The sequence below is a fragment of the Paenibacillus sp. G34 genome (assembly GCF_056856875.1).
The window spans coordinates 604658-630644 of record NZ_CM166469.1 but is presented as its reverse complement, the minus strand read 5'-3'; the positions used below and the strand labels follow the sequence as shown (position 1 = coordinate 630644).

Genomic DNA, 25987 nt, shown 5'->3' with positions numbered 1-25987 from the left:
TGAGGAACATTTTATTAGATCGTGCGACTGACCGAGATGATGTAAATCAGTCAGGCTATCACCTATTTGATCTGATCAAGACCTGACCAGACTGCCAAGCAGTACATCCAGATTCAAAATACCTGCGCGGTGATCTGCACAAAATCCGATTTTATCGAAAACACCAAGCATGAAACGACGGTGTTCTTCTGCCGGCTCTTCAAAACGATCATATGTCACAACAGAATCGACCATATCTACAATCAGAGGTACGAATCCGTTCTTATAAGGGACAACGATAATTCGTGTAGATGAGCTATCTTCCTGCTCCGGCATGCCGAGCAACACACGAAGACTTACGACCGAAACCACCTTACCGTACAATGAAGCGAATCCTCTAATCTCGGGACTTCCAAAAGGAACCGTTGTAACCTCTACCATTCTGATAATTTCATGAACCTGATCAATACGAAGCGCAAAAATCTGATCTCCGACCGAGAAATTAATATATTGCATTACTTCATCCATAATTGTCCCCATACCCTCTCATTCCGTAAAATCAGATCTTCAACACACTTTTGGCTGTAGAACTTTAGACGATGAGTCGTTACATGTTGTATCGGCAATTTTAACGTAAATGTTTAGGCTTTCAACAGAAGAATCACAGTCCACATCCCTTTACTTATCCTCTTTCCAAAAAAGATGCGTCCGCCCCCCATTTCTGTGGACAACTCATTAAAACGATCTTTATTTTTGCTTTTTGTGGTTGAAAATATAAAGTTATACCTCTTTTGTGGATAAGTTGTGCACATATTGCTCACAGTCTGTGGATATATACCTTTATCTATGTGGATATTTATGATTTTAATGTGGACATGTTGTGTATTTGTTTGTAAATCTAACGTAAACTTTGTCGTTTTATGGCTAGTCATTCTTTAATGTGGACACATTGTGGAAAGCCTTTCAATGACAGTATTGGATTTCATGCTTCCATCCTATCGTTATTCACATGGCTGTTTTCAGCCCAGGCCATGAGAATTTTCGCTGTCTGTTCAAACTGGAATACTGGAAAATAGTGACCATAAGGCAGGGTGATTTTGCGGTAACCAACATATAATCCAACAGGATAATGATATTCCTGATCCTTTTCAGCCCAGATAACCAACGGATCTTCAGCATTCTTTGTCTGTTCAAGGTTCCCGTATTGTTCCCAAAAGCTCAACTCCGGCTTGTGACCCAAATGAATCCACCGCAGCAGATCGACATGTGCACCTGCAATGCGAGGAGAACGGAAAGAGGCATATACTCTCTGAGCCAATGTATCCAAGCTGCTATCTTTAACCTCAAGGCCACTGCCTGTACTAAACATCCGTGCCCAACTCCGCTGAGACTTGTTTCGGAGCAGCGTTCTCACAACACGGCGAGGCAGCCGAAGCATCTGTTTCAAACGTCGATTATTCCCCTCATTCACATTGTCCGCAGCAGGCTGGAGCAAGGCCAAACGTATATCTTTACGTCCGCTTTGCTTCAATGCTGCCGCCGCAATGGAAGCACCTATTGAATGACCAATAAGTTTGAGTGGAAACTTCATTTCGGTCAATGCATCTACAAGGGCGTTAACCTGACCTTTGAATGCATCTCGTTCCTGGTGAACAGGTGAGCGGCCAAACCCTGCCAGATCAACGATCCAGACCGGATTCCCGGTAAGTCTCCATAGCTCTAGTCCCAGTGGGAGCAAGTCATCGGCACTTTGTAACAAACCATGCACGATCACCCAGGGCTCTCCCTTACCTTCCCAACCTAACATCACCAGATTTCCTCGCCGTACTCGAATACAATCGGTCGAAACATGTTCCGTTTTGGGCTTTGGCAGAAGGCGGTAGTCCAAATCAGCCGTAATGAAAGGAAGTTGCTCCCGAATATCCGGCCAGGTTTCGCCCATTCGTTTCAACAGCCCTTCGGTCTCCTCTACCTGAAATGTCCGGTCTGTAATAAAAGCAAGGGATTGAGCAGGTATACCGCTGATGCGGGTTCCTCCTATGTTCAAGAGCTTTTGAATCCAGGATAGCGGTAGTGCTCCTGCTGGCTTAGGTACATCCAGTTGCTTCGTAAGTATGTGCAACAATTCCTTCATATTCGGACTATTTTCCTTGCGTGCGAGCAGTGGATACGTCCCTCCGAGCGGAGTAGCGTCTTTTGTCAAAAACACAAGTGTCTCTGCGACCACATCATTCTCGACCAGTGGTAGCCAGTAAGACGAACCACCGGGCACCACAGGCATAAAGCCTTTCTGAACCGCACTAATAAGCAATCCAATGCCACCCGTCTGCTCCGTCTCACCCGTTGGACGAGGCCCGACGACTGTACTGGGATTTACGACAGATAGCGGATATCCGTACCGCTTCGCATGCTCACGAATATAACCATCCGCCTGGAATTTCATCTCTTCATACGCACTCTCTTGGCTGTCCGAATGGTTGATCTTGATCTGTTCCTCTTGCTCGCTCCCCTGTCCATAAGGACTCATAAAACCAACTACATGGATAAAATGACGTAGTCCTCCGTTACGTTGAATATCCTCTGCCAACTGCGCTATTTCTCTCGCCCCGCGCCTGAAGATTTTTTCTGCTATCTCTCGTTCCAGCGTAATGTCCATCGTGCCGCCTGCATGAAGAATGACGTTAGCTTCCCTGATCAGTTCGCGGTCTCCTGGTGTGAGTCCCAAACCTTGCAGAGATAAATCTCCTACAATAAACGTTATCCTTTCAAACCCCTTCACACCGTAACTCTCCAGTACTGTTCTGGCACGCTGCTCGGAGCGAACCAACAGAAGCATATGTATATCTGTTTTCTCCACCAGATGTTTGATCGTTTCCTTTCCTATGAAACCGGTACTACCTGTCATGAAAAGAATGGTTTTCCCAGCGTTTTTCTGATTCATCGAGATGCCTCCACACAATTTTTAGTTTAAGTTTTGTTTTAGTTATTTCCGTTTAATTTATCTTTTTGCCGTTCAGTATCACACCAGTTACTAGTACTATTTAGTACTAATTATTTTCAAAAAAAGAGCTTCGCTTAACGAAGCATCTGACAAAATGTTTGTGCTGACTGTTTAATAATACCCAGATCACGAGAAGTTCCGGCTAGGATCAGCGAACCTTCGAGTGCCGCAACAAATAAGGCAGCAGCTGCTCCTGGCTCAATCGTTTTGCGGAATTCTCCACGTTCTGCCCCTTGCTGGAGCAGCTTTTCCACCATAGGTACAAGCTCCCGGAAAAAGATCGAAATGCTTTCTTTCGCTTGGGAAGCACTTTCCGGTGCCTGCATATAAAGGGTCACAAATGGGCAAGTCCCTTCAAAGTTCCGACTCTCTATGCCTGTCGAGAGCAGGTCCATGAACGAGTTGATTCGTTCCTCCACGCTCCGTTCACGCTGGCTGAGCAGCAGGTACAGTTCTGACTCGTATTGAGCAATCCAGTACTGGACAACAGCCTGAAGCAATTCCTCCTTGTTCTTAAAATGATAATAGATGTTGGATTTGGATACGCCACTAACACGCACCACCTCATCCATGCTGACATAAGCATAACCTTGCCGTAGAAAAAGCTGGGCAGCCACTTCAACCGCTTTGGTACGGTTAACTGGACTAGAACTTCTGGGACTGGAGCTTCTAGGATTGGATCGTTTAGAAGATTCAGCAGTCCCTTGATGTAATGTATGGTTATCGTTATTCATAACTAGAACTATATAGTACTATTTTAACAAAAGCAAGCATGGCTGTTTATAAAAGTAGATCAGAAGATCATTTTTCTGAAAAGTTGTCCACATTTAGATCATATACACACAGGATATCCACATCTAGTATTAAGCCGATGTAAAAGTTGTACTTTAACATTTATAAACGAGCAAAGTTATCCACACTTCAAGGTAAATACTGTACTATAACAGGTAATGCAAAGAAGCCAGTTGCACAAGCTGCAACTGACTTCAAGTAAGCATACTTTACTTATTTTTTCAGACTATCCCAGTTCTGCTGCAATGCATCAAGCAATGCTTTTTTGTCCGATTTACCGGCTACATACGCCTGAATGGTGCTGCCAAACTCTTGTGGAACACCCTCAGGGAAACGGTTGAAGTTCCAGCTTAACGTTTTATTTTCCTGACTATATTTCATGATATCTGTTGCGAGGTCACCGAGTTCCTCCTCGGATGCCTGAATCGAACTGAAGGCCGGAATGAACTTGAACTCTTTAGTTAAATAGTTTTTGCCAATGTCGGAGGTGACGAGCCAATCCAGAAACTCTTTTGCTTCCGCCTTCACTTGAGAGTTTTTATTCACAACCCAGTAGTTAGGCACGCCTACAAACAGCTTATCATTCGGTTCATTCGTAATCGGCATAGGCAGAATACCCAGATTCAGATCCGGATTAATGCCGTCAATCTGTACTTGTGTCCAGTTCCCTTGTTGCATCATAGCCGCTTCGCCACTAGCAAACAGAGTTACCTGTGTGTTGTAGTCTGTAGTGAGCGGATTTTTGTTGCTGTATTTGAGCGTCAGATCAAGCAGGTTGATCCATTCCTCGAAGACTGGGTTACCCGGAATTTTCTCCGTACCCTCGTTCAGACCTTGAATGAATTTTACCGGATCGGCCTGATTCGCAAATGCTACATTGACATTATGATTGCCGAGCACCCACCACTCCTGATACCCGTTGGAGAACGGTGTAATACCTGCGTCCTGAAGTTTCTTTGCCGCTTGATCCAGTTGTTCCAATGTTGTTGGGATTTCAGTGATGCCTGCTTTGGCAAACAAATCTTTATTATAGATGAAACCGTACCCTTCCAGCGCGAGTGGCTGTCCATAAAGCTTGTCGTCCTTAGTCATCGGCTCTTTGGCCACTTCCAGTACATCCTTAGCCCACGGTTCACTAGATAGGTCTTCAAGATATTCGAGCCAGGTATCGAGCTCACGGTATCCACCGACGTTAAAAATGTCCGGTTGTTCACCTGCGGCAAACTTCGCTTTTAACGCAGCCCCGTAATCACTGCCACCGCCGACCGTCTGAATGTCCAGCTTCACGCCTGGATGGGAAGACTCATACTCCGCTTTAAGACGATTAAGTGCTTCGGCAATCTCAACTTTGTATTGGAAAATTTTAATCGTTTTGGTGCCTGCAGCTGCTTCACCACCACCCGTTTGAGCATCTGTATTCACGGGACTACCGCTTTTGTCCCCGTTTCCGCAACCTGCCAGCATGACTGAAAAAGCAATGAGCATCAGCAACGTTAACTTTGTCATTCTTTTCATAGATACACTCTCCCTGTAAGTAGTTTCACTTTTACCGCCTGCATCTCTTGCTTACCCTTTCCCTCTTACCCCGGCTGTACTTCGTTTGTTTAGAATGACCCTGTCCTTGCTTTTAATTCTTTCGCTTACTATATAGATGAACTAACGCAATTCCCACAAATGGTATGCGTAGTTGATCACGGATTAATGGTCAAGCAAGCTCTTGTCGCTATGCCTTTCCCTATCATTATCAGCCTTTTCTGCCTCTGATTCCTTCACGCTGTTTTTCCTAGTCTTTCCCCTATGTTTCCTTTATGTTTCGTTGTCTTTCCCCGCTCTGCTCTGGCGCATCTGCTCAAGCCCTGCGGGCAGATGGGCCTTTTGCCCACCTCTGTGCGAGGCAGGAGCGGAGGCATCATGATGCGCTGGAGGAGCGGAGCGCTCGCCTTTGATACTCGGGGGCTTCCTTAGCCATCATACATTCAGGCCCCCGAGGAGCAACAGCGACCGAAAGCGCACATGATGACGGAGCGGCCAGCCTTGTACTCGACTCTGTCTTTCCCTGTTCTGCTCTGGTCCCTCTGCCCAAGCCCTACGGCAGATGGGCCTTTTGCCCACCTCTGTGCGAGACAGGAGCGGAGGCATCATGATGCGCTGGAGGAGCGGAGCGTTCGCCTTTGATACTCGGGGGCTTCCTTAGCCATCATACATTCAGGCCCCCGAGGAGCAACAGCGACCGAAAGCGCACATGATGCCGGAGCGACCTACCGCGCACCTACCCCTTAACGGACCCGGTAGTAATCCCCTGAATGATATACTTCTGCATCAGCAGAAAGAAAATAATGATCGGCATGATCCCAAGTACCAGAGCAGGCAGCGCCAGATCCCACTGCTTCGTATATTGACCAAACAGCGCGAAGGTTGCAATCGGAATGGTACGCAGATTGGAGCTTTGCAGGATCAAGGATGGCAACAGGTAGTCATTCCAGATCCAGAGCGTATTCAGAATGATGACGGTGACATACATCGGTTTCATCAACGGGAAGACGATGCGGAAGAACACGCCGTAGGCTGAACTGCCGTCCACTCGAGCCGCTTCTTCAATCTCCAACGGAACCGATTTAACGAATCCGTGGAACAAGAAGATGGACATCGGTGCACCGAACCCGAGATAACAGATAATGAGTCCACCCAGACTATCGATCAGCCCCAGATTGCTGGTTACTGTAACAAGCGGGATCATGATAGACTGAAACGGAATCACCATTGCGGCAATAAACAGGCCGAACAATATGCGGTTGAACCGTGTATTGCTACGAACCATGCGGTACGCGGCCATGGAACTGATCAGCACAAGCAACAGATTACTGACAATAGTCACGATCAGCGAGTTCATGAGCGCGGATGGAAAACTAATTTTCTCCCAGGCATTGGCGTAGTTGCCCCACTGGAACACTTCCGGCCAGGCAGCCGAATTGGTAAGCAGGTCACCAAAGGTTTTAACCGAGTTCACAAACAGGAAGTAAAACGGAATCAGGAACAACAATCCGATTAGCACCATCACAATCTCGGTAATTACGGTACCGAAGCGATAATTTTTCGTTGTTTCCATCAGGCTTCAACCTCCTTGCTCTTCGTCAAGCGAACCTGAACCATGGTGATAATGGCAACGATCACGAAGAATATGAATGCTTTGGCGGTTCCAATCCCGTACCGGTTGTTCACGAAGGCCTCATTGTAGATATTGAGTGCAACCGACTCGGTTGAGCCAAACGGACCGCCCTTCGTGAGTGACAAGTTGAGATCAAACATTTTGAACGACCAGGAGATCGCCAGAAACAGACAGATGGTTACACCGGGCATAATGAGTGGTAAAATAATGCTCCGTAGCACTTGTCCGCGGCTGGCTCCGTCAATCTCGGCAGCTTCCAGCAGATCTGGCGATACATTTGTTAAGGAAGAGATATAGATGACCATCAGATATCCGGCGGTCTGCCATACAAACACGATGACGATTCCCCAGAAGGCCGTCGGCTCATCTCCCAGCCACGGGAGGTTGAAGAAGGACCAGCCCGTCACGTCACCTACTGCTGAAAACCCTTTCACAAATATGAATTGCCAGATAAACCCGAGCAGCAATCCACCGATTACGTTAGGCATAAAAAAGATCGTACGCAGAATATTTCTCGTCTTGAGCGGTTTGGTCAGGAAGTAGGCCAAGAAAAAACCGATGACATTGGTGAGGATCACCCCTACAACGGTGAAGCGTACTGTGAACCAGAATGCATTCTGGAACTTGGGATCGTTTGCAAAAATATGCACGAAGTTATCAAGCCCTACCCAGTTAATGCTGGCAGATACTCCGTTCCAATCCGTAAAAGAATACATCATGCCAAGCAGGAAAGGGACCACGATGATGAGAATAAAAAATACAACGGAGGGACCCACGAACACGAGCTGCTGTAACAGCTGTGAAGATTTGCGATGCTTCATATCGTTCTCCCCTTCTATAGATGGATGATATTGGTCTCTTTTTCTATTAAACTCCAAAATCGTGAAGGGAAACACCGACACTCGTGAACAGTTGGGTGTAAAATATTGTCCTCTCTTGACGAGTCACCAGAAGGGGTGTACTGATGTCCAAATACTATAGTATCCGCACCAAGCTCATCGCCTTTATGCTAATCGCAACGACGATTCCGCTACTGGCATCGATCAGCATGACCTTTATTCAGACCAAAACAGCCCTGCGCGAACAGGCGCTGGAAGAGAACAAACGCCTTATTTATCAGGCTTCAACCAATCTCAACAATTACGTCGACAACGTAGCAAGGGCCTCACTCGCCGTATACAATGATCCCAATTTCTTACGGAATCTGGCTAAATTGCCGGGGGATTATCGGGCTGTTGCTGAGGTGTATACAACGTTACAAACGATCAGAGCCGCTGTACCGGATGTATTTCAGCTCTATCTGCATTCTTTTGTATCCAACCAATCCACCTTGATTACGAACCCTTTCCCAAAACGGGAGGAACGCAAGCAAGCTTATTCCGATTCATTGCATGGTAAAACGGGAGACGTAGGATCAGATATCTGGGTTGAATCTGCACATATGAGTCATACCTATGGTTTTAAGGCGGCTTCACCTGACGATTCACCAAGAACCGTGATTACCTTGCATCGGATCATTCGGGATATTCCCTCCCCTGAACGGTTGGGCGTTCTAGCCATCGATCTCAACATGAACAGTATTGCTGCGATCTGTAGCAGGCTGTATGATCCAGCTAAAGAACAAATCTATGTGGTCGATGGACAAAACCGAATCGTTTACCAAGGACGTACCGAGGTACAAGCGGCTCATGAAACCGATCATCTGCAGCCAGTAGCAGGAAATGCAATACAAGACGGACGAAGCCTTGCCGGTACTGCACTTAACGCGGCTGGACATTTTGAACAAGATCACTCGATGTATGTGTATCAGCAGCTTGGGAGCAACTACGCGGACTGGACTATAGTAAAACAAATTCCGAATGAAACGTTATATGCAAGAGCTACTGAACTCACTTGGAATAATGCAATCATTGCCATCTCAGCGTTAATCCTCGTTATCTTAGCAACCTTGTTCATCTCTATACGCATTACAGGTCCGCTTAAGCAACTCATGCGATATATGAACCAAATTCAGGCAGGCCGCCTGCATGTGGATATCCGTCTGTCGAGCCGGGATGAATTCGGGGTGCTTGCGAGGCACTTCAGGGATATGATGGACACCGTGAATAACTTAATCCTTCGGGAGTATCAACTGGAGATTGCCAACAAGACAAATCAACTCAAAGCATTACAAGCTCAGATTCACCCGCATTTTCTATATAACACCCTGCAATCCATCGGTACGCTGGCACTACAACAGCAAGGAAAGCGAGCGTATACTTTACTTTCTTCCCTGTCCAAAATGCTGAGGTACAGCATGCGAGACCAGACTTGTGTAACCCTCCGTGAAGAAGCAGAACATGCTCGGTTATATCTGGAGTTGCAGCAGGAACGGTTTGGTGAACGCCTGGAGGTACATTTGAATTTTGCAGAAGATACACTCTCTATCCAGATGCCTCGCATGACATTGCAGCCTCTGATTGAGAATTATTTCAAACACGGAGCCGATGTACAGCCAGGAAAAGGATATATCTCTGTTACCAGTCGCCGGCTGGACGAACACTGGGTTGTGATTGAATTAATCAATAACGGACCTGTCATCCCTGAAGATAAACTGGTCGAGATTCGGGAATGGCTCCAGCCCCAAACCATAAATTCAGAGATGATATCTCAGGAGTCAGTCCTGTCCGAATCTATCGGCCTTCGCAATGTGGCTAGCAGACTTGCACTTAACTCTCATCCCGGCAAACCTGCCAGGATCGAAATAGACAATATAGAAGCAGGCGGTGTGAAGCTTCAAGTCAAACTATACGCGGGAGAGTGAACAACATGAAAGCACTGCTTGTTGATGATGAACAGCACGTCCGCCATGCCATCCAGCTTCTTGGTCTTTGGGATGATCTGGGGATTGATGTCTTGCTGGAAGCAGCTGACGGAAACGAAGCAATCGAAGCAATTACAGTGCATCAACCCGAGATCATACTGAGTGATATGCGCATGCCTGGCAAGGACGGGATGGCCCTGCTTGAGTGGATCTCGGCTCATGCTCCTCACAGTAAAGTCATTGTCATTAGTGGATATGACGACTTTGAATTGGTAAGGCACGCCATTCGGCATGGTGGCATGGACTACTTGCTAAAACCCGTCGAGGCAGACGAATTAAATACCTCCCTGGTCAAGGCAGTGAAGGCCTGGGAAGATGAGCATACCTTACGCACAGAGTCCACCAAACAATCCATCGTAGTGAATCTCATGCGCCCGCATTATCAGGATCGCCTGCTCACCGAGCTGGCCATTGGCAGAGGCAACACTTCCGCAAATATTCAGCGATTACAGGAAGAATTGGATCTACCCAGCCTCATTCCAATGTGCTGTGTTGCTGTCACCAGTCTGTCCCATCTGGATGCAGATTGTTTGGCTAAATATCGCAGTCAGCCGGATTTGCTTGTATTCTCGGTGCTTAACATATGTGCGGAGATGTTAAGCACGCCAGCCGAAGGTGTCACCTTCCGTCAGCTTAACCAACCGGATGAAATTGTACTGCTTCACTGGGGGTCACCGTCCTCACTGACACGCATCCTGGAAAGCATTAACGATGGGTTGGAGCAGACGATTCAGCGCAGACTTCATTTCGGGATATCTACCTGTGAAAACTATCCTGCTGGTATTTCGGCAGCCTATCTGGATGCCAGCTCCAAATTGTGGAGACGCAACACGATTTATACGCAGCAGCATATCCACTCCACTCTTGAATCTTCGATCCGGAGTAAGGGTAATCGGCTGACTGCTTTTGAAGAGCCTATGCGTATAGCAGCCATGAGTTGCCGTGCTTCGAGTGTATCGGGCACCGTCTCCGAGTGGCTTGAACCACTCACCAAGCTGGAGGTGATTGGCGCAGAGCAGTTGCAACAATGGATGCAAGAACTGGAATGGATGCTAAGCCGCTGGTTAGACGATGCCGAAGGCCCCCTTTCCCCGGAGGAGGACAATATAGAGGATCAGTTTCCCCCTTTTGCAGAGTTACCCTTTGACCACCAAGGTCTACTTTCGTTCCCGATCCTTCGTTCTCTGCTGGAGCAACGATTACTTGCGGCCGGAAAGGCACTCACAGCGCAGCATCACACCGATCCTGATCCAATGCGTGAAATCGCTCGCTACATGGAAGCCCATTATCAAGAGGACTTGTCATTACAACAGATGGCGGCACGCTTTTATCTGAGCAGGGAATACATCTCGCGTAAATTCAAACAGCAGTTCGGGCTGAACTGGTCAGAATATCTAGGCAAGCTACGGATTAACAATGCCAAGCTCCTGCTACAGAATCCATCCCTGCGTATTGCCAAAGTCTCGGAGATGGTCGGTTTCCAGGATGAGAAGTATTTCAGCAAAGTATTTAAAAAGATAGAAGGGTTAACCCCTGCCGAATATCGTAAAACCATCCCACAAACAGGTTCATAACAAATCTGTTTCGATTCCAGAAAAAGAGGACTTCACGACATTGAACTGTCGGAAGTCCTCTCTATGCCTTACGTATACATCAATACAAGTTTAGTCAGATGGCTTACTCGCTCTCTTTTTTCTAAAGTAATATATCATTCGAAAGACTGCTCCTATTACAAAAACGGCCATAAACACATAAGGGAGGTTATCCCCTGTTTTTTGAGCTATGATGGGGAAATAGATAATACTAAACAGCAATATGGCAATATCCAGATAGAACAGCACTTTCCAATACCTATTGATCGTCATACCTCCTTCGATTTACCAAATATGGTTGTATTGAAATTATTATATCATATCAATCCATATTGGACGGGAGCGATGGTTACCGATCTCTCATGATCACACCAGGCACAAGTCGGATATAGATCAACTCTCCTGCAAGCTCCACTATCGTCTGTGTGACGATAACTGCCGCAGCAATGGTTGCCCACTCTGGCGAGAGGGATAATGCCAAAGGTAGAACAACCAGTGAATTACGGGTTGCCGCACTAAAAATCAGCGCCCGGCCAGCACCTGTATCGAGTTGGAAAAGCTTTGCAATAAACCTGGATATGAAGGGCATAATGAGGAGGAATGCAGCATAGATCGGAATGACCTTCACAATACTGTTCAGATCATTGTAGACCTTACCCATCTGGGAAGCTACAACGACAACTAGGGCAAGTGCCATCATCGGAACCGGGAGCCATGCCGTCGCATGAAGCAACCGCTGCGCACCCACACCTTTTTTACACAATACTTGTGTCATCACTGCGAGCAATAGCGGAATAACAATCAGCAGCAAGAAAGCCTCGACAAACGGCCCTGCCTTCATTACTGCAGTTACGTCACTGCCCATGAACAACCACAGATACACGGGAAGTAACAACATTTGAACTACGAACAGCAGCGGAGTTGCTGCCAGCATCAACTTCTCGTTCCCCTTTCCCAGCTGTGTAAACACAATGACGTAATCAATACAAGGAGTTAACAAAACGAGATAGACTCCCATCAACACCCCCGGAGATTGTGGAAAAAGAAGCGCAAGCAGCCAAACCACAATAGGAACAGCGATAAAATTCGCCAAGAGCAGCGCAGCCATAAAACGCAGATTTGTCCAGGATGCCCGAAGCTCCATAAACGGAATTTGCACAAACATACTATAGAGCAGCACAGCGAGAACTGGAGACACTACATAGTGCAGTGCATTGCCCCAAGCCGGAGCAGCTAGCCCGATCCATCCACCTGCAATTAGAGCCATCACATAGAACCAAGTCTGCTGTCTCTCCATTATTTCTCTTGTTAACATCTCTCCCCCTATGTGCCAAACAAACCGATATGGACATATTCCTGTCTACTGCAGCGTACATTGGGACAGAGTACAATTCCATTCCGGTATAGCCAGGTTTTACGTGCAATTTCGGAAGACCAGTGTCTGTCTAATTTACGTATGGATTATTAAAACGAGTCGTTAGTGGGTATATTCATTGTAGACTGACCCGTGGTTCATTACATTGATTAAAAAACAAGGAGGAAACACCATGTCCCGTAACAATCCATATAAGTGGTTAAACGCCATCGGTTTTATTGCTGTGATTATTGTAAACTATCTCTCTAACGCGCTGCCGATTGGCGGCAAGACCAACAAGGAAGTTTCGGATATGTACCCGGTATTACTGACACCTTCGGGTTATGCCTTTGCGATATGGGGTCTGATCTACCTGCTTCTCGCAGGTTTTATCATCTATCAGTTCACCCCTGCCTCCTGGAAAAATAATTCGATTACCCGTCTAGGATACTGGTTTCTCGCCAGCTGCGCCTTCAATGTCGCATGGATTTTTGCTTTCCAAAATCTGAAAACAGGACTCGCCCTGCTGATTATTGTATTACTGCTGCTCACTCTGATTATGCTGTACGTCAAAACACGTGCGATCACCATGCCAACAACGGCTGAAATCTGGCTGGTCAAATTGCCATTTAGCATCTATCTCGGATGGGTCAGTGTTGCAACCATCGTTAACACAGCCGTTTATCTATACAAAATCGGATGGAATGGATTCGGCATCAGTGAAACGGCATGGACCATCATTATGCTGATCGTAGGTATGGTTCTGGCGGTGCTCGTCAGCTTCCGTTATCGCGACAGTGTGTATCCACTCGTATTCACTTGGGCTTATATCGCTATTGCACTCAAACAAAAGGATGTTACTTCTGTCTATTATACGGGAATCATCATTGCCATCGTTCTGGCGGTTTACGCCGTGTGGCTGTTCCTTGCACGCAATCAAGACCGCGATTGATTACCCTTTTCTATCAGTATAACTAAAGATGGTTTACACAGACACTTCGATGCCAGAATAACCTTCCAATCGCTGTTATCCCCAGATTTTTTTGATTCCCTTTTTTAAAGGGAAAATCCGGTGATAAAGGCGAACGCTTCGCTTTTCCAGGTTTTTTCTGTCCTCTCCGTTATCGTGTAAATGAATTGTTCAACTGAAATAGTAAAATATAAACCGAACGCAAAAAGCCGATTTCGGTCAAACTGATATGCTCCCATCATAGTAGACAGTAGAAAAAAACAAAACTTTCTACGTCTACTATGATGGGAGTTTTTTTAATGTCTAAACGAAGCCAGGTGTCCCTTGAAGCGAAACTACGTGCAGTGAAGCAGTGCCTTGGGTTGGGGTCTAGTCCAAACCAGGAAGCCAAGCAATTAGGATGTAGTGCGTATACGATCAGGCAATGGATATGGAAATATAAAGAAGAGGGCTTGTCCGGATTAGTGGAATCAAGAACAAAGCATGCGTACTCCAACGAGCTTAAACAAGCTGCCGTGCAGGATGTATTATCTGGACGTTCCTCCATAGAAAAGGCAATCCAAACCTATCATATTTCAAGCCGAAGCGTTTTATCGAGATGGATTTCCAAGTATACTGGGGAGATCGTATGGAAAAACACCCTTCAAGGTAAAGGACGATCTCACATGAAAAAAGGACGTAAAACCACATTCGAGGAACGAATTGAAATTGTAAAATATATCCTCTCACATGAACTGGACTATCAGAAAGCGGCTGAGAAGTATGACGTGTCTTATTCGCAAGTATATGCATGGGTTCGGAAATATCAAGCAGGTCAAGAAGAGGCTCTCCAAGATCGTCGGGGGCGTAAAAAGCCTGTAGAAGAACTGAGCGAGCAGGAACAACTTAAACTGCGGATCAAGGAACTGGAAGCCCGAAATGAATACCCGGAGATGGAGAATGCCTTCGCAAAAAAGTTGGCAGAGATCGGGCGACGAAAACCACGTTAACCCTGGTCAGGCATGTAGAACGGTATCAAGCGATACAAGAACTACACCGTGAAAAGGGATACGCTATTGCGGCATTATGTGTGTTAGCTGATGTAGCACGATCTTCCTATTACAAATGGTTAAAATGGATACCTTCTGCCAGAGAACGTGAAGTGCGTATGCTGGCTAAAGAAGTGAAGCGTCGTTATGACAAGCGAGATGGAATTTTGGGCTATCGTCAAATGCACACCCAATTAAATCGGAAGCTGAACCAGAAGTACAATAAAAAGCGCTATTACCGAATTATGCGTGCGCTGGAGCTAAAAGCAGTCATTCGTAAAAAACGGCCACATTACGTGAGTGCCACAGCGATCCATGTAGTTGAAAATAAAATGAATCGCAACTTTGATGCCCCTGCTCCAAATGTCAAATGGTCTACCGATGTGACAGAACTGAAGTATGGAAATGGGCGTAAAGCTTATTTAAGTGCCATTATTGATCTATACGATAACTCCATTGTTTCATGGGTACTGGGTTATTCCAACAACAATAAACTCGTGATGGATACGCTGGAAAAAGCATACGTCAAGCATCCAGGTGTGTCCCCTATGATCCAAAGCGACAGAGGCTTTCAGTACACGTCTCATGAGTATAAAAGGCTCCAGTTGAAGTACGGATTTACAAAGAGCATGTCTCGTGTAAGTCGCTGTTTGGATAACCAGCCCATTGAACGATTTTGGGGCACTTACAAGTCAGAAAGTTATTATCTTACGAAGGCTGACACCTATGAAGCTTTGTACTGCGCAGTTCGTCGTTATATGCGTTACTACAACAACTACCGTTACACAGAGTGTCTGGATGGTCTATCTCCGAACGAATACCGAAGAGCAGCATAACAAAGATACCTCAGCACGTCATCCGAGCTAAGGTATCCAAACGAATCATTTTTGTTTTTTTAAGTGTCTACTTGACGGGGAGCAGTTCAAAACGACCTTAATCGGCTTTTTGCTGTAATTGTATACAACACAGGATTCAATCGCTCATCCTGTGACAAGGCTGAAATATGATCCTATTTCAGCGCAATCACTTCAATCTCTACAAGTGCATCCTTTGGCAAACGCGCTACTTCCACAGCACTGCGTGCCGGATAAGGCTGCGTAAAGAAGCTGCTATATACTTCGTTTACAGGAACGAAGTCATTCATATCCTTCAGGAACACCGTTGTTTTCACGACTTTATCCATGCTTGTGCCTGCTGCTTCCAGAATCGCTTTGACATTGCTCAAAGACAGACGAGTCTGTTCCTGTACATCCGCACCAAATTCACCGGTTTGCGGATTAAGGCCGAGCTGACCAGACGTGTAGATGAAATCACCGGCATCTACGGCCTGACTGTATGGACCAATGGCGCCTGGCGCCTGTTCGGTCGAGATTGCTTTTTTCATTCGACAGGTACTCCTTTGTATTCGCTACCCTGCCACGACATGGAGACAAGGATGCTTTTATTTTTAACACCTATTATACCATGCACCTGTTCTGACAAGAAACGCTTATCCTCTATACATCCCGCCGCAAGTTTTAAGCATTCTGCACCCCAAGCGCATGAATCACTTCATTGGCATAAATATGATTGCCCTTTGTCTGAACCATGGCGACATTTATCATCGCTTGAGCAATCGTTGACGCATGAATAGCACGGTACTTGTCTAAACGGCCTTTCATCCAGCGATCCAGAAAAGTCATGACATGCGCAGCGAATTGCTCTCCCGCACGTTTCTCCCCGCGATCGCCCAGAATGAGTGATGGACGGAAAATATGCAAGGCACGGAACCCGATGTTCGAAAGTGCATCCTCCATCTCACCCTTGGTCCGACTATAAAACACACGCGAATCCGCATTCGCTCCCATCGAGGAAATCACTAGCATCTGCTCCACACCATGCTGCTTTGCCAGCGTCGCTGCGCGAACCGGATAGTCATAATCCACTTCACGGAAGCTCTCCTGACTGCCTGCTTTCTTGATCGTCGTACCCAGACAGCAGTACAGGTCATCGATTCCTTCAAACAAGTGTCCTTGATCTTCAAGCTGTTCCCAGTCTACAACGTATTGCTTCAGTTCAGGATGTTCCAGATCAAGTCTGCGTCTGACCAGAATGCGAACTTCGCTGTAAGCCGAGCGCTCCAGCAGGCTGCGAACGAGAAGTCCGCCCACCAGTCCGGTCGCCCCAATCACCATCGCTTTGCGTTCAGGATGATGCATTTCTCCAACCACCCCAATCTATTCATATATAGCTGAGTATCATGTTGTTGGCATCGTGATCAGCTTTTTTTGTTTCTATTTTAAAAGAACCCGACGTCCCAAAGTAAATGTAAGTATCAACATCACTGCACCAACCATCACTTGGAATCCATAGGTGGATATCCAAACCATCGCTTCCGAGAGAGTTTCCATCTTCTCGTACAGCCAGCCGCCAATCAGCGGGCCAATAAACGACGTTACACCCGTCAGAGCCGAATACACCGCTATAAACATCGGCCTTTCACTTTTCGGTGTATCGCCAATCGTGAAATTAAACGCGAGTTGGTTAAAGCCGCCAACGCCGATCCCGAGAAAAATGTGAGACAGGAACAACGCAACTAATACCGGGGCAAAGGACATCAACCCCCACGACAGGCAGGACAAGGCGATGATGGGTAGCGTCCAGAACAACAGCGTTTTGTTGCTGTATCTGGCATTCAGGTTGCCCCAAATATAGAAGCCTCCCATCATTACCAGCGTTTGCACAACTGTGATCAGAGAGACCATCTGGTAGCTGACGTTCAGCAGATCGAGCATCACGTAGGAATAAAGAGGAACAATCAATGTCTGAATCAGTAACCATACTGCCAGAAAAAGGGTCGCCTTCAGGAAAATTCGATCCTGAAACGGTTTGATGAACATCCGTGAGAACGCCTTTTCGGTGGAACGCTCAAACGGCAGATCCGGATAAAAGAAATAAATCACGGTATTGGCAATGGCACAGATCCATACGGGAATGAACAAAATCAGAAAACCGGTCTCTCCCGGATAACGATCCAGCAAAATACCGCCGCCAAATAAACAAACGCTTCCAAGTGCATTCAAAATCGTATTTCGTATCCCGAAATAACGCCCTCTTACCTTGGCAGGTACGATGTCCCCAATCAGGGATGTCCAGATCATACCGCCGATGGTATTACATATGAAAGCGATTGTATATAAGCCAATAAAAACACTGACCCACCATTCCTTAGGGAAAATGAACGGAATTAATCCCGTTGCACTCCACAAAATACGGTGCCCTCCGACGAACAGCAAAAGCGCGCGCTTACGGCTCCGAATGCGTTGCATCCAGTATGCCGCGCCGATCTGCGCGATATTTACAAACGTGGTAATCGCGAGCACAAAGCCGATATGCCTCGACCCGGCCCCAAGGTACAGCAAAAACCCGGTTAGAAATGGGCCACCCAGTAACGTTTGCAAAATAATTGCGGGTACGCCCTCCCATGTTGCAATTGATAAATTCGTGCGTTGTGTCGAACCCTTGCGCCGTGGCTTGCTTATGAACGAAGAGGGGTTCATCTTGACCATCTTCTGTATGGGGATACACTCCTTAGACCGGGTAAAGCTTTGCCGGCCGATGCTAGTTGTCACCCCAAATTCTACTCACGGCACAGAGGTTGTCAACTCATTTTTTCACGTTGAGCGGAAGCCACAGATGGAAGGTACTCCCCTCCCCCGCAGCACTCTCGAGTTTAATTGATCCACCCAGCAATCTTGCCAGATCTCTGCTGATCGAAAGACCAAGTCCGGTTCCTCCAAATTTCCGGCTGATCGAACCATCAGCCTGCTGAAATGCTTCAAATATGGAATGATGCTTGTCCTCCGGAATGCCGATCCCTGTATCCTGAACCGAAAAAACGAGCCAATGGCTTACATTGCCTGCCTGTTTGGTCTGTTTAGTGCTCACATTCAGGGTAACCTTCCCTTTTGAGGTGAATTTGATGGCATTGGACATCAAATTCCGCAAAATTTGTTGCACACGCTGCGGATCAGACCAGAGTGTATCTGGCAATCCATTTTGCTTTTGAAGAACAAGCTCAATTCCTTTCTTGTCTGCAACAAGCCCAAAATGATTCATGGCATCTTCGATCAGTTGGCTCAAGCTGATATCCTCAAGTACAATATCTAACCGGCCAGCTTCGACTTTAGACAAATCCAGAATGTCGTTAATCAGTCTCAGAAGCTCTTGTCCGGATTGATCAATCATGCCTGCAAAACGCACGATCTCCTCCTGATCCATGGTATCCGCATTCTCGCCAATCATCTGAGCAAAGTTAATTACACTGTTGAGCGGTGTACGCAACTCATGAGACATATTCGCCAAGAACTCGGACTTGTACTGTGAGGCAATCGTCAATTGTTTGGCTCGTTCCTCCAGTACAATCTGAGCTTTCTGCAACTCTTCCTTCTGCACGGATAGAAGTCGATTCGTGCTCTGTATTAAGAGAATCCGATTTTGTTCATTCTGAAAATCCCGTAAGATGAATGCAAATATAAGACTAAGTACGATTCCGGTAGGAAGCGTATAAGGCATAATGTGAGAGAAGAAATATGCGGTAGGAATGACGCCCACCAAGGCGATGTTTACACTGTTGGCAACATTAACAATCACTGTAACGATGATGCCTTTGACAATCAGCCTGTAGTTGCTGCGCCGCATCCAGATATTCAAACCCGCGCAGAGCAATCCAAGAAGAGACATATTAATAACCGCGGCGACGGTTGCATCGGTAATACCGAACGTCAGCCTGGACAAGCCAATTCCCACACCTATAATGATGACGCTATAGGGCTGCCTGTACGACAAAACCGCAACAATTAGAGGTACATAACGAAGATCAAACACAACTTCATCATTCAACTGAAATCCAAACACCGTACTGATCCAGCCTGCAAATATAAGCACTAGCACGGAACAGACCTGTTTCACTCGGGAAGAGGTGCGTATAACGATATATTTATAGAAGACACTGGCAAGATAAGCAATCGTAATAAGCATCCCCATATTAAGTACGAACATCTTCGAAAATTGCATGTATTCACTCCTGTTGTTCGACGTTATAACCCAAGTGCTTATATCGGTCGTATTTTTACATCATATCATGCTAGACCCACCTCCGTATGGAAACATCGTCAAAAAGAAACAAAAAAATACACAAAATCAAGATTCAATTTGTGTGTAAGACATAGTAAAATATATTGTTGTTTCATTTTTTATATTTATCGCTAAAATCATGTTTCCTTGAGACATGATGAAAGGAGATTTACAGCTGTGCACTTGTTAAAAGATAAATCCTACTGGCTGTCGCTTAGTCTGATGTTATCCTTGGCTGTCATGGGACTTTTCTATGATATTCTGAACAGTCCGGATCGGGGATATGTTATCCTAAACTCTCCAATTGACCGGATGCTTCCTTTTATACCCGCGATGTCGATTCCCTATCTGGGATGGTACCCGTTTGTATTCGGCGTGCTAGCCTACCTGTGTGCCAAGGATCGACTTATGTATTATCGGGTCTTGTTATCCATGAACATCTGTGTCTGGGTCTGTTACCTGATCTACTTCAACTTCCAAACCATGGTTCCACGGCCGGAATTAACTGGCTCTGGCTTGGGTACAGTCGTCATCGGGTGGCTTTACAGCCAAGATCGTCCTTATAACTGTTTTCCCAGTATTCACGCCCTGCATTCTTATCTGGTGATGCGTGCTGTTCTATCCGTCTCAACCATTCGTAAATCTATCAAGGTGGCGGTAATTACCGGCGCATCCCTGATTATTATATCTACACTGCTCATCAAGCAACATGTCATTTACGACGCACTGAGTGCAATTATTCTTGGTGAGTGTATCTTCACGATCATTACTGGACTATCCCTTTATCGACGTCGCAGAAAAGAGTCCAAATGGACGGAGGGGATCAACTAACCCCCTCTTCAGGCTTTTTACCCAACTGCTTCTGCCGTCGCCATTCATCAATGAACAAACCTGCATAATAGGGGTCCCACTGGGTCCCCTTTCCTTCTTCCAGAATCATAAGCGCTTTCTCATCGCTCATTCCATTCCGGTACGGCCTGTCTGACGTCATGGCATCAAAGGCATCCGCTACCGCAATAATACGTCCGAACAGCGGGATCTCTTCGCCTGCCATGCCATCCGGATAACCTTTGCCATCATACCTCTCATGATGCGATCGCACCCCCGGTAGAAAGTCAGCCATGGCATCCACAGGTTCAATTTGAAGTAAAATACTCTCTCCCAACACGGGATGCGTACGGATGATTGCAAATTCCTCATCACTTAGCTTGCCATCTTTGAGTAATACTTCGTCAGGTATGCCGATTTTCCCAATATCATGGAGCAAAGCTGATTTGTACAACAAGTCGGCCTGTTCGTCATTCATGCCGCTAAGCCTGCCGATCAGAATGGAATATTCCGCGACACGCATAGAATGTCCCGCCGTATATTTATCCCGGGCATCCAGTGCAGCGGCAAGCAGAGAGAAGTAACTTTGCAGCAGTTGCCGATTGCGCTCCTGTCTCATTTCCATCCGACTAATCATCATATTGAATCCCGAGATCAATTGCGAAAATTCATCTGAATACAAATCCGGCGTTCTTCTGCCGAACTCGCCGCCCTGAATCCGGTTCATCTCTTGTGTCAACTCAGACACCGGATCACGGACATCCCGAATTAACAGCCAACTGCCCACCATGGAGAATCCTGCACCCAAGATGACGATGAGTACACCCCATAACGTGTATTCTTTTGCAAACACCGGGTCTATATACTGGAGCCGAATATAGGTAGCCAGAAAAAATAAACATAACGGAAATAAACCGATAAGGGCAGTGCTGGTCTGGAACTTCCGCTGTATCGAGATCAGAATACGTCCGCCAAGCGAAGGTTCCATGCTGTACAGCATCTTGCCTCTACGGCGAACTTCGAGTAGCAGCGGCCTCACCGCCCTCACCGTAAGGTAATATTCAACCAGGGCATGCATAATGGCAATCAGAAATGCACACACCGCCGCAATGATGACATATCCATACGGGATTTCAAGCCAGCCTGTGGAGATCATCCATAATGTAAGTCCAGCCGCGGGTAGAGAGAACCCTAGCATATGTGGTCCAATAATGCGATATATGGTCTGGCCTGGAAAGCGGTGAATTCGTTCATACATCCGATTTAGTTCAGCCATTTCGTGATGCTCGGCAGCGAAAAACTGCCCTATTGGACCCAATTGAGCCCACAATGTGATCAACTCCGCAACCAGCATAAACAGAATCGATATGAGTACAATGATAATCAATCGAACATACTGAATATTGGGTATCTGCAAGGTGGATATCATGACCACGGAACCCACAACGAAGACAGCCGATAATGAACCAATTAGATAATTGCGTAGCAGACGGAAGATAAAGGCACGATATACTTCCAATCCAATCCCTCGCTCTCTATGTCTAACCCGTTCCGCCCTGATAAAAAGGGAGAATAAGGATGTTTTCTCCTATATATTTATCGGTTATTGCCCCTAAAAAAATTAATAAAACCCTGTGAAAAATGCTGTGCCTTCTTCCAGTGCTCACCCTATCTAAACCTGATTCCTTCGGGTTCACATGATAAAAGGCTGCTCCCTTGGGGAACAGCCTTTTATCATTGTTTAGATTTCGGTTATTTCATCGGAACGTTACCCGGCCATTTGGCGTTTAACCCGTTTTGATTTTTGCTGCCAGAATCATCGTGCCGCGAGGTTGATCCCCCAGAGCATCCGGTTCAAGCGTAATCGCAACGGTGTCATAATCGTTCGCGGAATCCAGCGTATAATAGACTGCTCCTGTACCGTCCCTGCTTAGGAACGTCCCCGCGTTCTTAGGGGTGTCTCCCTTAATCAACCATACCTGAAATGCCTGATTGCCTTCCAGCGCAGGCAATTTCTCTGCCTGTACCACGAGATGTGTACCTTTGCTGTCGATCACGATGGTTGCAAGACCCTGTGCGACAATATTCTGCGTGGCCGGGCTCAGCTTGACGGCCTCGCCTGTTTTCATGCCCTGCGCCGGTGCCATAGCTGAGGCGAGCTGCTCTTGCAGCTGTGCATTCTGCGCTTGCGCCAGAGCCAGCTGCTCCTGCGCAGCCGACGTACCATCGACTTGCTGTGTCAGCGAGTCGATGCGGCTCTGCAGCTGCGCCGTGTACACGCCGAGCACCAGCGCAGCTGCCGCGAGGCCCGCACTGGCTGCGCGCCAAGCGCGGCCACCGCGCGCACGCGCGCGCTCTTGTGGCTGCCCCAGCGTTGCCTGGGCAGCCTCTTTGGCCCGGGCCGCAGGCACCGCCGCTGGCGGCAGGCCAGGCCCGGGCTGCGCCGCACGCTCATGCTGCGGCGCAAGGTCTTCCTGAAGCACCGCGGATGCGGGTGCTTCAGGCTGCTGCGCAGGAGCAGCGGCCGGCGCCGCGCCGGTGCTCTCCTGCGCCTGGCCGAGCACGTTGCCCAGCACACGTGCTCGCATGCCTGGCGGCGGTGCCACAGGGTCCGCCGCAAGTGGCAGGAAGCCAGTCACTTCCTGCAATTCCCTTACCTCCTGACGACACGCTTCGCAATTTGACATATGTGCTTCGAATGCCGCCACTTCCTCTGCTTCCAGTCCGCCCAGCACATACATCGGTGCCAGATCAGACCACTCCTCATGTCGTTCTATCATGGATGTATGCCCCCCCTTCCCGCGTCCGGATGCAATTCAGCATCAGCGAGCAGCTTCTGGAGCTGCCGCATGGCAAGCCTGACACGGCTCTTCACCGTACCCAGCGGAATCCCGAATCGGCTGGATACCTCTTGTTGCGTTAAACCTGCATAATATATCGATTCAATCACTTGCTTCTGGTCCTCATTCAATTGGGTCAACGCCTCCTTAATGCGTGTGCCTTCCCATTTGCGCTGGACCTCTTCTTCAGTATTTGTATATTCGTCAGCGTACGCCGCCAGTGTCTCATGCTCAACTGATGTCGTCGCTGCTCCTTTCGATCTCCGCCTCAGCATGTCCACCCCGATGTTGCGCGTAATTGCAAACATCCACGTGGTCAGCTTCCCCTGTGAGGTATCAAATCGTTCCGCATTGTTCCAAATGCGCAGAAAAAGTTCCTGCACGGTCTCCTCTGCCGTCATCGGATCACCGACAATTCGGTAGGCAAAAGAATAAACGGCCCGTTCGTAACGGTCATATAGCAGTTCAAGTGCAGAAGCATCACGTTCTGCAATCCGCTGCATTAACCTGCTGTCCTCTATCGATTCAGTCATCCGAGGGCCCCTTTCTGTATCTTCCCTCATATTATAACCTACGCAGAAACGTTTGAAGAGGATTACCCTTAATAACATTTTTTTTGAGATATTTCTTCTACATAAGATTTCGAGATAACTATTCCAAACATTTCTTCATGTATTTCTTCTGAGCATTTTTTTATGTTATTTCTTCAGAATATACTTTTCCAGTGGTTCCTTCTGATTTTTCTGAAAACATTTCATTTTTCTCTCATAATATAACATGCATCAAAATATCTTAGCCTTACTCGCAATCATCTGCTGAGCAGGAAATCAGGAATCAAATGAAGGCTTAAACCTGCGCTTCAAGGGTTATCCTTCCTTTTTATTGCAATAAATTACAGAGTGTGGTATGCTATAAAAGTTGTATTAACAACCTCATATGATTTTCCGTCTTCTATTTAACCCCGGAATATTTTCTTCATGCTGCGACCGCAGCGAATAAGCTAAACGAACCTATGGAGATTGACGAACCTGAATCAGAATAACCCGGTAGACAGGGTTTACAAGATGTTCCCATTCACACTGGCGCGGTCATCGGAGCCGCAAGGACAAAAGAGAGGTAGGGCTTTTGTTGTTTTGGATATCACTTATTCTTGAGAAGATTGAAAACATACATCAAGCACCCGGAATTGGGTTCCGGGTGCTTTTCTATATCCAATTTTTCTTATCCCTTTCCCTGATCCGTTTCGTTTCTTTGTCTCTTTTCTACTCAACTCCCTTTGTCTCCGGGATTCATCCTTTGTACTCACGACATCCCTTGTCCCTCTCTCCTTCCAAACGAGCAATTCCACATCATACTCGCCAAGCAATCTTTCTCAAAACTTCTCCAAAAATCTAACGATCTCCAGAGAGCTTATTTCGCCGATTATTGCACTTTACAAATTCTAACGATCACCAGAAACCTTATTTATCGATTTCACACCATAATCATCTGTTTTTTCAGAGAAAAATGAGTAATAACGTCCGTACAGATCGTTAGAATTATCAAACCTTTAAAAACCATTAAATAAGGCTTCTCAGGATCGTTACACATGCGTGTGTGTTGCGTGTGAGCTGGCCGTGAATTTTCTATTCTAAATATCGCAGACCATGATTCAGCTATGGTGACCTCCAGTGATTAATGTCTTTTCGGGTATTATTTTGCAAGCCATTGGTGGGTTGAGAGTGTCCTCCTTTTCTAAACTAAACGCTAACCATCGCCCTTTTTATGTAAATCTACAGTGATAAGTTTCATTTGATTTGCTATGTTGCACACCTTTGTTACCGTTAGTTACCCTAACCCCTTGGCGGTTATTGTTCATTGGCTTATGTATGTTGTTTCGCAGAAGGTACCCGTTATATCCGGATTCGGTTTTATACACCAGCTTAATCAATTAGCGAAGTTTAACCAAGTCAAGGTCGGCTCTTGACGTTACTTTCTTTTTTATATTGATACATCATCTCTCAGCCTTCAGCTCGCTTGTATACGAGATAGTGTTCCTATAATCCTATAACATGTGTTCGTTTAGTTGCAGTCCTCATGTGTTCGTTTGTTGCAGTCCTCTAGTTCTTTCAATCCATGTGCCCCGCTCCGCAATAAAACATACCTAAAAAAAGATAACCCCGGCTCTTGGCCGGAGTTAACCTATATAAACAATTTCCTGTTTTCTTCTTTCCAGAGAACAACTCTCATCTGAGAAACGGATCTGTAATCACATGAATCCAGTCAGGCTTTCCGATTGGCCCGATGTTGCAGTCCACGTTTGGACCGCGGCCTCTCAACAGAGGAATTAAATGAACATGGTTTTGGAGATGATCACCAGCAAAATGAATAAAACAAGAATAGTTCCCATGGAGCTCCAGACGCCTCCACCACAGGCAGGTGCACAACCATGTTGGTATCCCTGCACCATCGGTGCTTGA

Annotated in this window: 21 protein-coding genes and 1 pseudogene; 6 read left to right on the top strand and 16 right to left on the bottom strand. The window is 46.7% G+C overall.

What is annotated here, in order from left to right; all coding sequences use genetic code 11:
- Positions 1-75 precede the first annotated feature (75 nt).
- The 6 genes from AC1VYS_RS02930 to AC1VYS_RS02905 all read right to left on the bottom strand — a co-directional run bounded on the left by AC1VYS_RS02930 (position 76) and on the right by AC1VYS_RS02905 (position 7759).
- A complete protein-coding gene (locus AC1VYS_RS02930; protein ID WP_482912929.1) occupies positions 76-507 on the bottom strand; it encodes a chemotaxis protein CheW in 432 nt (143 codons plus the stop codon).
- Between the two features lie 454 nt (positions 508-961).
- Positions 962-2920, bottom strand: a complete 1959-nt coding sequence (locus AC1VYS_RS02925) for an alpha/beta fold hydrolase (RefSeq protein WP_482912928.1) — start codon at positions 2918-2920, stop codon at positions 962-964.
- Positions 2921-3054: 134 nt separating this feature from the next.
- Positions 3055-3714, bottom strand: a complete 660-nt coding sequence (locus AC1VYS_RS02920; protein WP_482912927.1) for a TetR/AcrR family transcriptional regulator — start codon at positions 3712-3714, stop codon at positions 3055-3057.
- 271 nt (positions 3715-3985) lie between these two features.
- Positions 3986-5287 carry an ABC transporter substrate-binding protein gene (locus tag AC1VYS_RS02915; protein WP_482912926.1) on the bottom strand — a complete coding sequence of 434 codons (1302 nt, stop codon included), beginning with the start codon at positions 5285-5287 and terminating at the stop codon, positions 3986-3988.
- Between the two features lie 754 nt (positions 5288-6041).
- The gene (locus tag AC1VYS_RS02910; protein ID WP_482912925.1) at positions 6042-6878 is read right to left on the bottom strand and encodes a carbohydrate ABC transporter permease; all 837 of its coding nucleotides are present in this window, start codon (positions 6876-6878) and stop codon (positions 6042-6044) included.
- The gene (locus AC1VYS_RS02905) at positions 6878-7759 is read right to left on the bottom strand and encodes a carbohydrate ABC transporter permease (RefSeq protein WP_090918610.1); all 882 of its coding nucleotides are present in this window, start codon (positions 7757-7759) and stop codon (positions 6878-6880) included. Before AC1VYS_RS02905 ends, AC1VYS_RS02910 begins: the two co-directional genes overlap by 1 nt.
- Positions 7760-7902: 143 nt before the next feature.
- Here AC1VYS_RS02905 and AC1VYS_RS02900 point away from each other — a divergent pair, with 143 nt between their 5' ends.
- On the top strand, positions 7903-9741 hold the full coding sequence (locus AC1VYS_RS02900) for a cache domain-containing sensor histidine kinase (protein ID WP_482912924.1): 1839 nt from the start codon (positions 7903-7905) through the stop codon (positions 9739-9741).
- Between the two features lie 5 nt (positions 9742-9746).
- On the top strand, positions 9747-11375 hold the full coding sequence (locus AC1VYS_RS02895; protein ID WP_482912923.1) for a response regulator transcription factor: 1629 nt from the start codon (positions 9747-9749) through the stop codon (positions 11373-11375).
- A gap of 367 nt (positions 11376-11742) precedes the next feature.
- Here the strand turns inward: AC1VYS_RS02895 and AC1VYS_RS02890 are convergent, their stop codons facing one another.
- Positions 11743-12708, bottom strand: coding sequence for an arsenic resistance protein (locus AC1VYS_RS02890; RefSeq protein ID WP_482912922.1), 966 nt, complete (start codon positions 12706-12708; stop codon positions 11743-11745).
- A 232-nt stretch (positions 12709-12940) separates the two neighbouring features.
- Here AC1VYS_RS02890 and AC1VYS_RS02885 point away from each other — a divergent pair, with 232 nt between their 5' ends.
- From AC1VYS_RS02885 to AC1VYS_RS02875, 3 genes are all read left to right on the top strand, one after another.
- Positions 12941-13699, top strand: a complete 759-nt coding sequence (locus tag AC1VYS_RS02885; protein ID WP_482912921.1) for a tryptophan-rich sensory protein — start codon at positions 12941-12943, stop codon at positions 13697-13699.
- Between the two features lie 317 nt (positions 13700-14016).
- Complete coding sequence (locus AC1VYS_RS02880) at positions 14017-14706, top strand: transposase (protein WP_482912920.1); 690 nt, start codon at positions 14017-14019, stop codon at positions 14704-14706.
- A complete protein-coding gene (locus AC1VYS_RS02875) occupies positions 14640-15581 on the top strand; it encodes an IS3 family transposase (protein WP_482914892.1) in 942 nt (313 codons plus the stop codon). The genes AC1VYS_RS02880 and AC1VYS_RS02875 overlap by 67 nt, the downstream gene beginning before the upstream one ends.
- Positions 15582-15754: 173 nt before the next feature.
- On the opposite strand, the gene AC1VYS_RS02870 is transcribed toward AC1VYS_RS02875, so the two are convergent.
- From AC1VYS_RS02870 to AC1VYS_RS02855, 4 genes are all read right to left on the bottom strand, one after another.
- Complete coding sequence (locus tag AC1VYS_RS02870; protein WP_090918620.1) at positions 15755-16129, bottom strand: RidA family protein; 375 nt, start codon at positions 16127-16129, stop codon at positions 15755-15757.
- 133 nt (positions 16130-16262) lie between these two features.
- Entirely contained in the window at positions 16263-16943 is a 681-nt protein-coding gene (locus AC1VYS_RS02865; RefSeq protein ID WP_482912919.1) for an oxidoreductase, read from the bottom strand.
- Positions 16944-17018: 75 nt separating this feature from the next.
- On the bottom strand, positions 17019-18284 hold the full coding sequence (locus AC1VYS_RS02860; RefSeq protein ID WP_482912918.1) for an MFS transporter: 1266 nt from the start codon (positions 18282-18284) through the stop codon (positions 17019-17021).
- Between the two features lie 106 nt (positions 18285-18390).
- Positions 18391-19800 (bottom strand): sensor histidine kinase, encoded by a 1410-nt coding sequence (locus AC1VYS_RS02855; RefSeq protein WP_482912917.1) that lies wholly within the window; start codon positions 19798-19800, stop codon positions 18391-18393.
- A 237-nt stretch (positions 19801-20037) separates the two neighbouring features.
- Here AC1VYS_RS02855 and AC1VYS_RS02850 point away from each other — a divergent pair, with 237 nt between their 5' ends.
- The gene (locus AC1VYS_RS02850) at positions 20038-20691 is read left to right on the top strand and encodes a phosphatase PAP2 family protein (RefSeq protein ID WP_482912916.1); all 654 of its coding nucleotides are present in this window, start codon (positions 20038-20040) and stop codon (positions 20689-20691) included.
- Here the strand turns inward: AC1VYS_RS02850 and AC1VYS_RS02845 are convergent.
- The 5 genes and pseudogenes from AC1VYS_RS02845 to AC1VYS_RS02825 form a co-directional block, all read right to left on the bottom strand.
- A complete protein-coding gene (locus AC1VYS_RS02845) occupies positions 20684-22207 on the bottom strand; it encodes an HD-GYP domain-containing protein (protein WP_482912915.1) in 1524 nt (507 codons plus the stop codon). The genes AC1VYS_RS02850 and AC1VYS_RS02845 overlap by 8 nt on opposite strands.
- A gap of 268 nt (positions 22208-22475) precedes the next feature.
- Entirely contained in the window at positions 22476-23099 is a 624-nt protein-coding gene (locus AC1VYS_RS02840) for an anti-sigma factor (protein WP_482914891.1), read from the bottom strand.
- A 264-nt stretch (positions 23100-23363) separates the two neighbouring features.
- Positions 23364-23468: pseudogene (locus AC1VYS_RS02835) on the bottom strand (zf-HC2 domain-containing protein); the annotation flags it as partial.
- Positions 23465-24061: an RNA polymerase sigma factor gene (locus AC1VYS_RS02830; RefSeq protein ID WP_482912914.1), complete on the bottom strand. Its 597-nt coding sequence runs from the start codon at positions 24059-24061 to the stop codon at positions 23465-23467. The gene AC1VYS_RS02830 and the pseudogene AC1VYS_RS02835, both read right to left, overlap by 4 nt.
- A 1793-nt stretch (positions 24062-25854) precedes the next feature.
- Positions 25855-25977 carry a sporulation protein YjcZ gene (locus AC1VYS_RS02825; protein WP_482914890.1) on the bottom strand — a complete coding sequence of 41 codons (123 nt, stop codon included), beginning with the start codon at positions 25975-25977 and terminating at the stop codon, positions 25855-25857.
- Positions 25978-25987: the final 10 nt, after the last annotated feature.

Excerpts from the sequence above, each read along its gene's own strand:
- AC1VYS_RS02900 (WP_482912924.1), top strand. The coding sequence starts at position 7,903 with ATGTCCAAATACTATAGTATCCGCACCAAGCTCATCGCCTTTATGCTA.
- AC1VYS_RS02910 (WP_482912925.1), bottom strand. The coding sequence starts at position 6,878 with ATGGAAACAACGAAAAATTATCGCTTCGGTACCGTAATTACCGAGATT.
- AC1VYS_RS02885 (WP_482912921.1), top strand. The coding sequence starts at position 12,941 with ATGTCCCGTAACAATCCATATAAGTGGTTAAACGCCATCGGTTTTATT.
- AC1VYS_RS02925 (WP_482912928.1), bottom strand. The coding sequence starts at position 2,920 with ATGAATCAGAAAAACGCTGGGAAAACCATTCTTTTCATGACAGGTAGT.
- AC1VYS_RS02890 (WP_482912922.1), bottom strand. The coding sequence starts at position 12,708 with ATGTTAACAAGAGAAATAATGGAGAGACAGCAGACTTGGTTCTATGTG.
- AC1VYS_RS02905 (WP_090918610.1), bottom strand. The coding sequence starts at position 7,759 with ATGAAGCATCGCAAATCTTCACAGCTGTTACAGCAGCTCGTGTTCGTG.
- AC1VYS_RS02860 (WP_482912918.1), bottom strand. The coding sequence starts at position 18,284 with ATGAACCCCTCTTCGTTCATAAGCAAGCCACGGCGCAAGGGTTCGACA.
- AC1VYS_RS02920 (WP_482912927.1), bottom strand. The coding sequence starts at position 3,714 with ATGAATAACGATAACCATACATTACATCAAGGGACTGCTGAATCTTCT.
- AC1VYS_RS02880 (WP_482912920.1), top strand. The coding sequence starts at position 14,017 with ATGTCTAAACGAAGCCAGGTGTCCCTTGAAGCGAAACTACGTGCAGTG.
- AC1VYS_RS02855 (WP_482912917.1), bottom strand. The coding sequence starts at position 19,800 with ATGCAATTTTCGAAGATGTTCGTACTTAATATGGGGATGCTTATTACG.
- AC1VYS_RS02865 (WP_482912919.1), bottom strand. The coding sequence starts at position 16,943 with ATGCATCATCCTGAACGCAAAGCGATGGTGATTGGGGCGACCGGACTG.
- AC1VYS_RS02915 (WP_482912926.1), bottom strand. The coding sequence starts at position 5,287 with ATGAAAAGAATGACAAAGTTAACGTTGCTGATGCTCATTGCTTTTTCA.
- AC1VYS_RS02825 (WP_482914890.1), bottom strand. The coding sequence starts at position 25,977 with ATGGTGCAGGGATACCAACATGGTTGTGCACCTGCCTGTGGTGGAGGC.
- AC1VYS_RS02895 (WP_482912923.1), top strand. The coding sequence starts at position 9,747 with ATGAAAGCACTGCTTGTTGATGATGAACAGCACGTCCGCCATGCCATC.
- AC1VYS_RS02830 (WP_482912914.1), bottom strand. The coding sequence starts at position 24,061 with ATGACTGAATCGATAGAGGACAGCAGGTTAATGCAGCGGATTGCAGAA.
- AC1VYS_RS02870 (WP_090918620.1), bottom strand. The coding sequence starts at position 16,129 with ATGAAAAAAGCAATCTCGACCGAACAGGCGCCAGGCGCCATTGGTCCA.
- AC1VYS_RS02930 (WP_482912929.1), bottom strand. The coding sequence starts at position 507 with ATGGATGAAGTAATGCAATATATTAATTTCTCGGTCGGAGATCAGATT.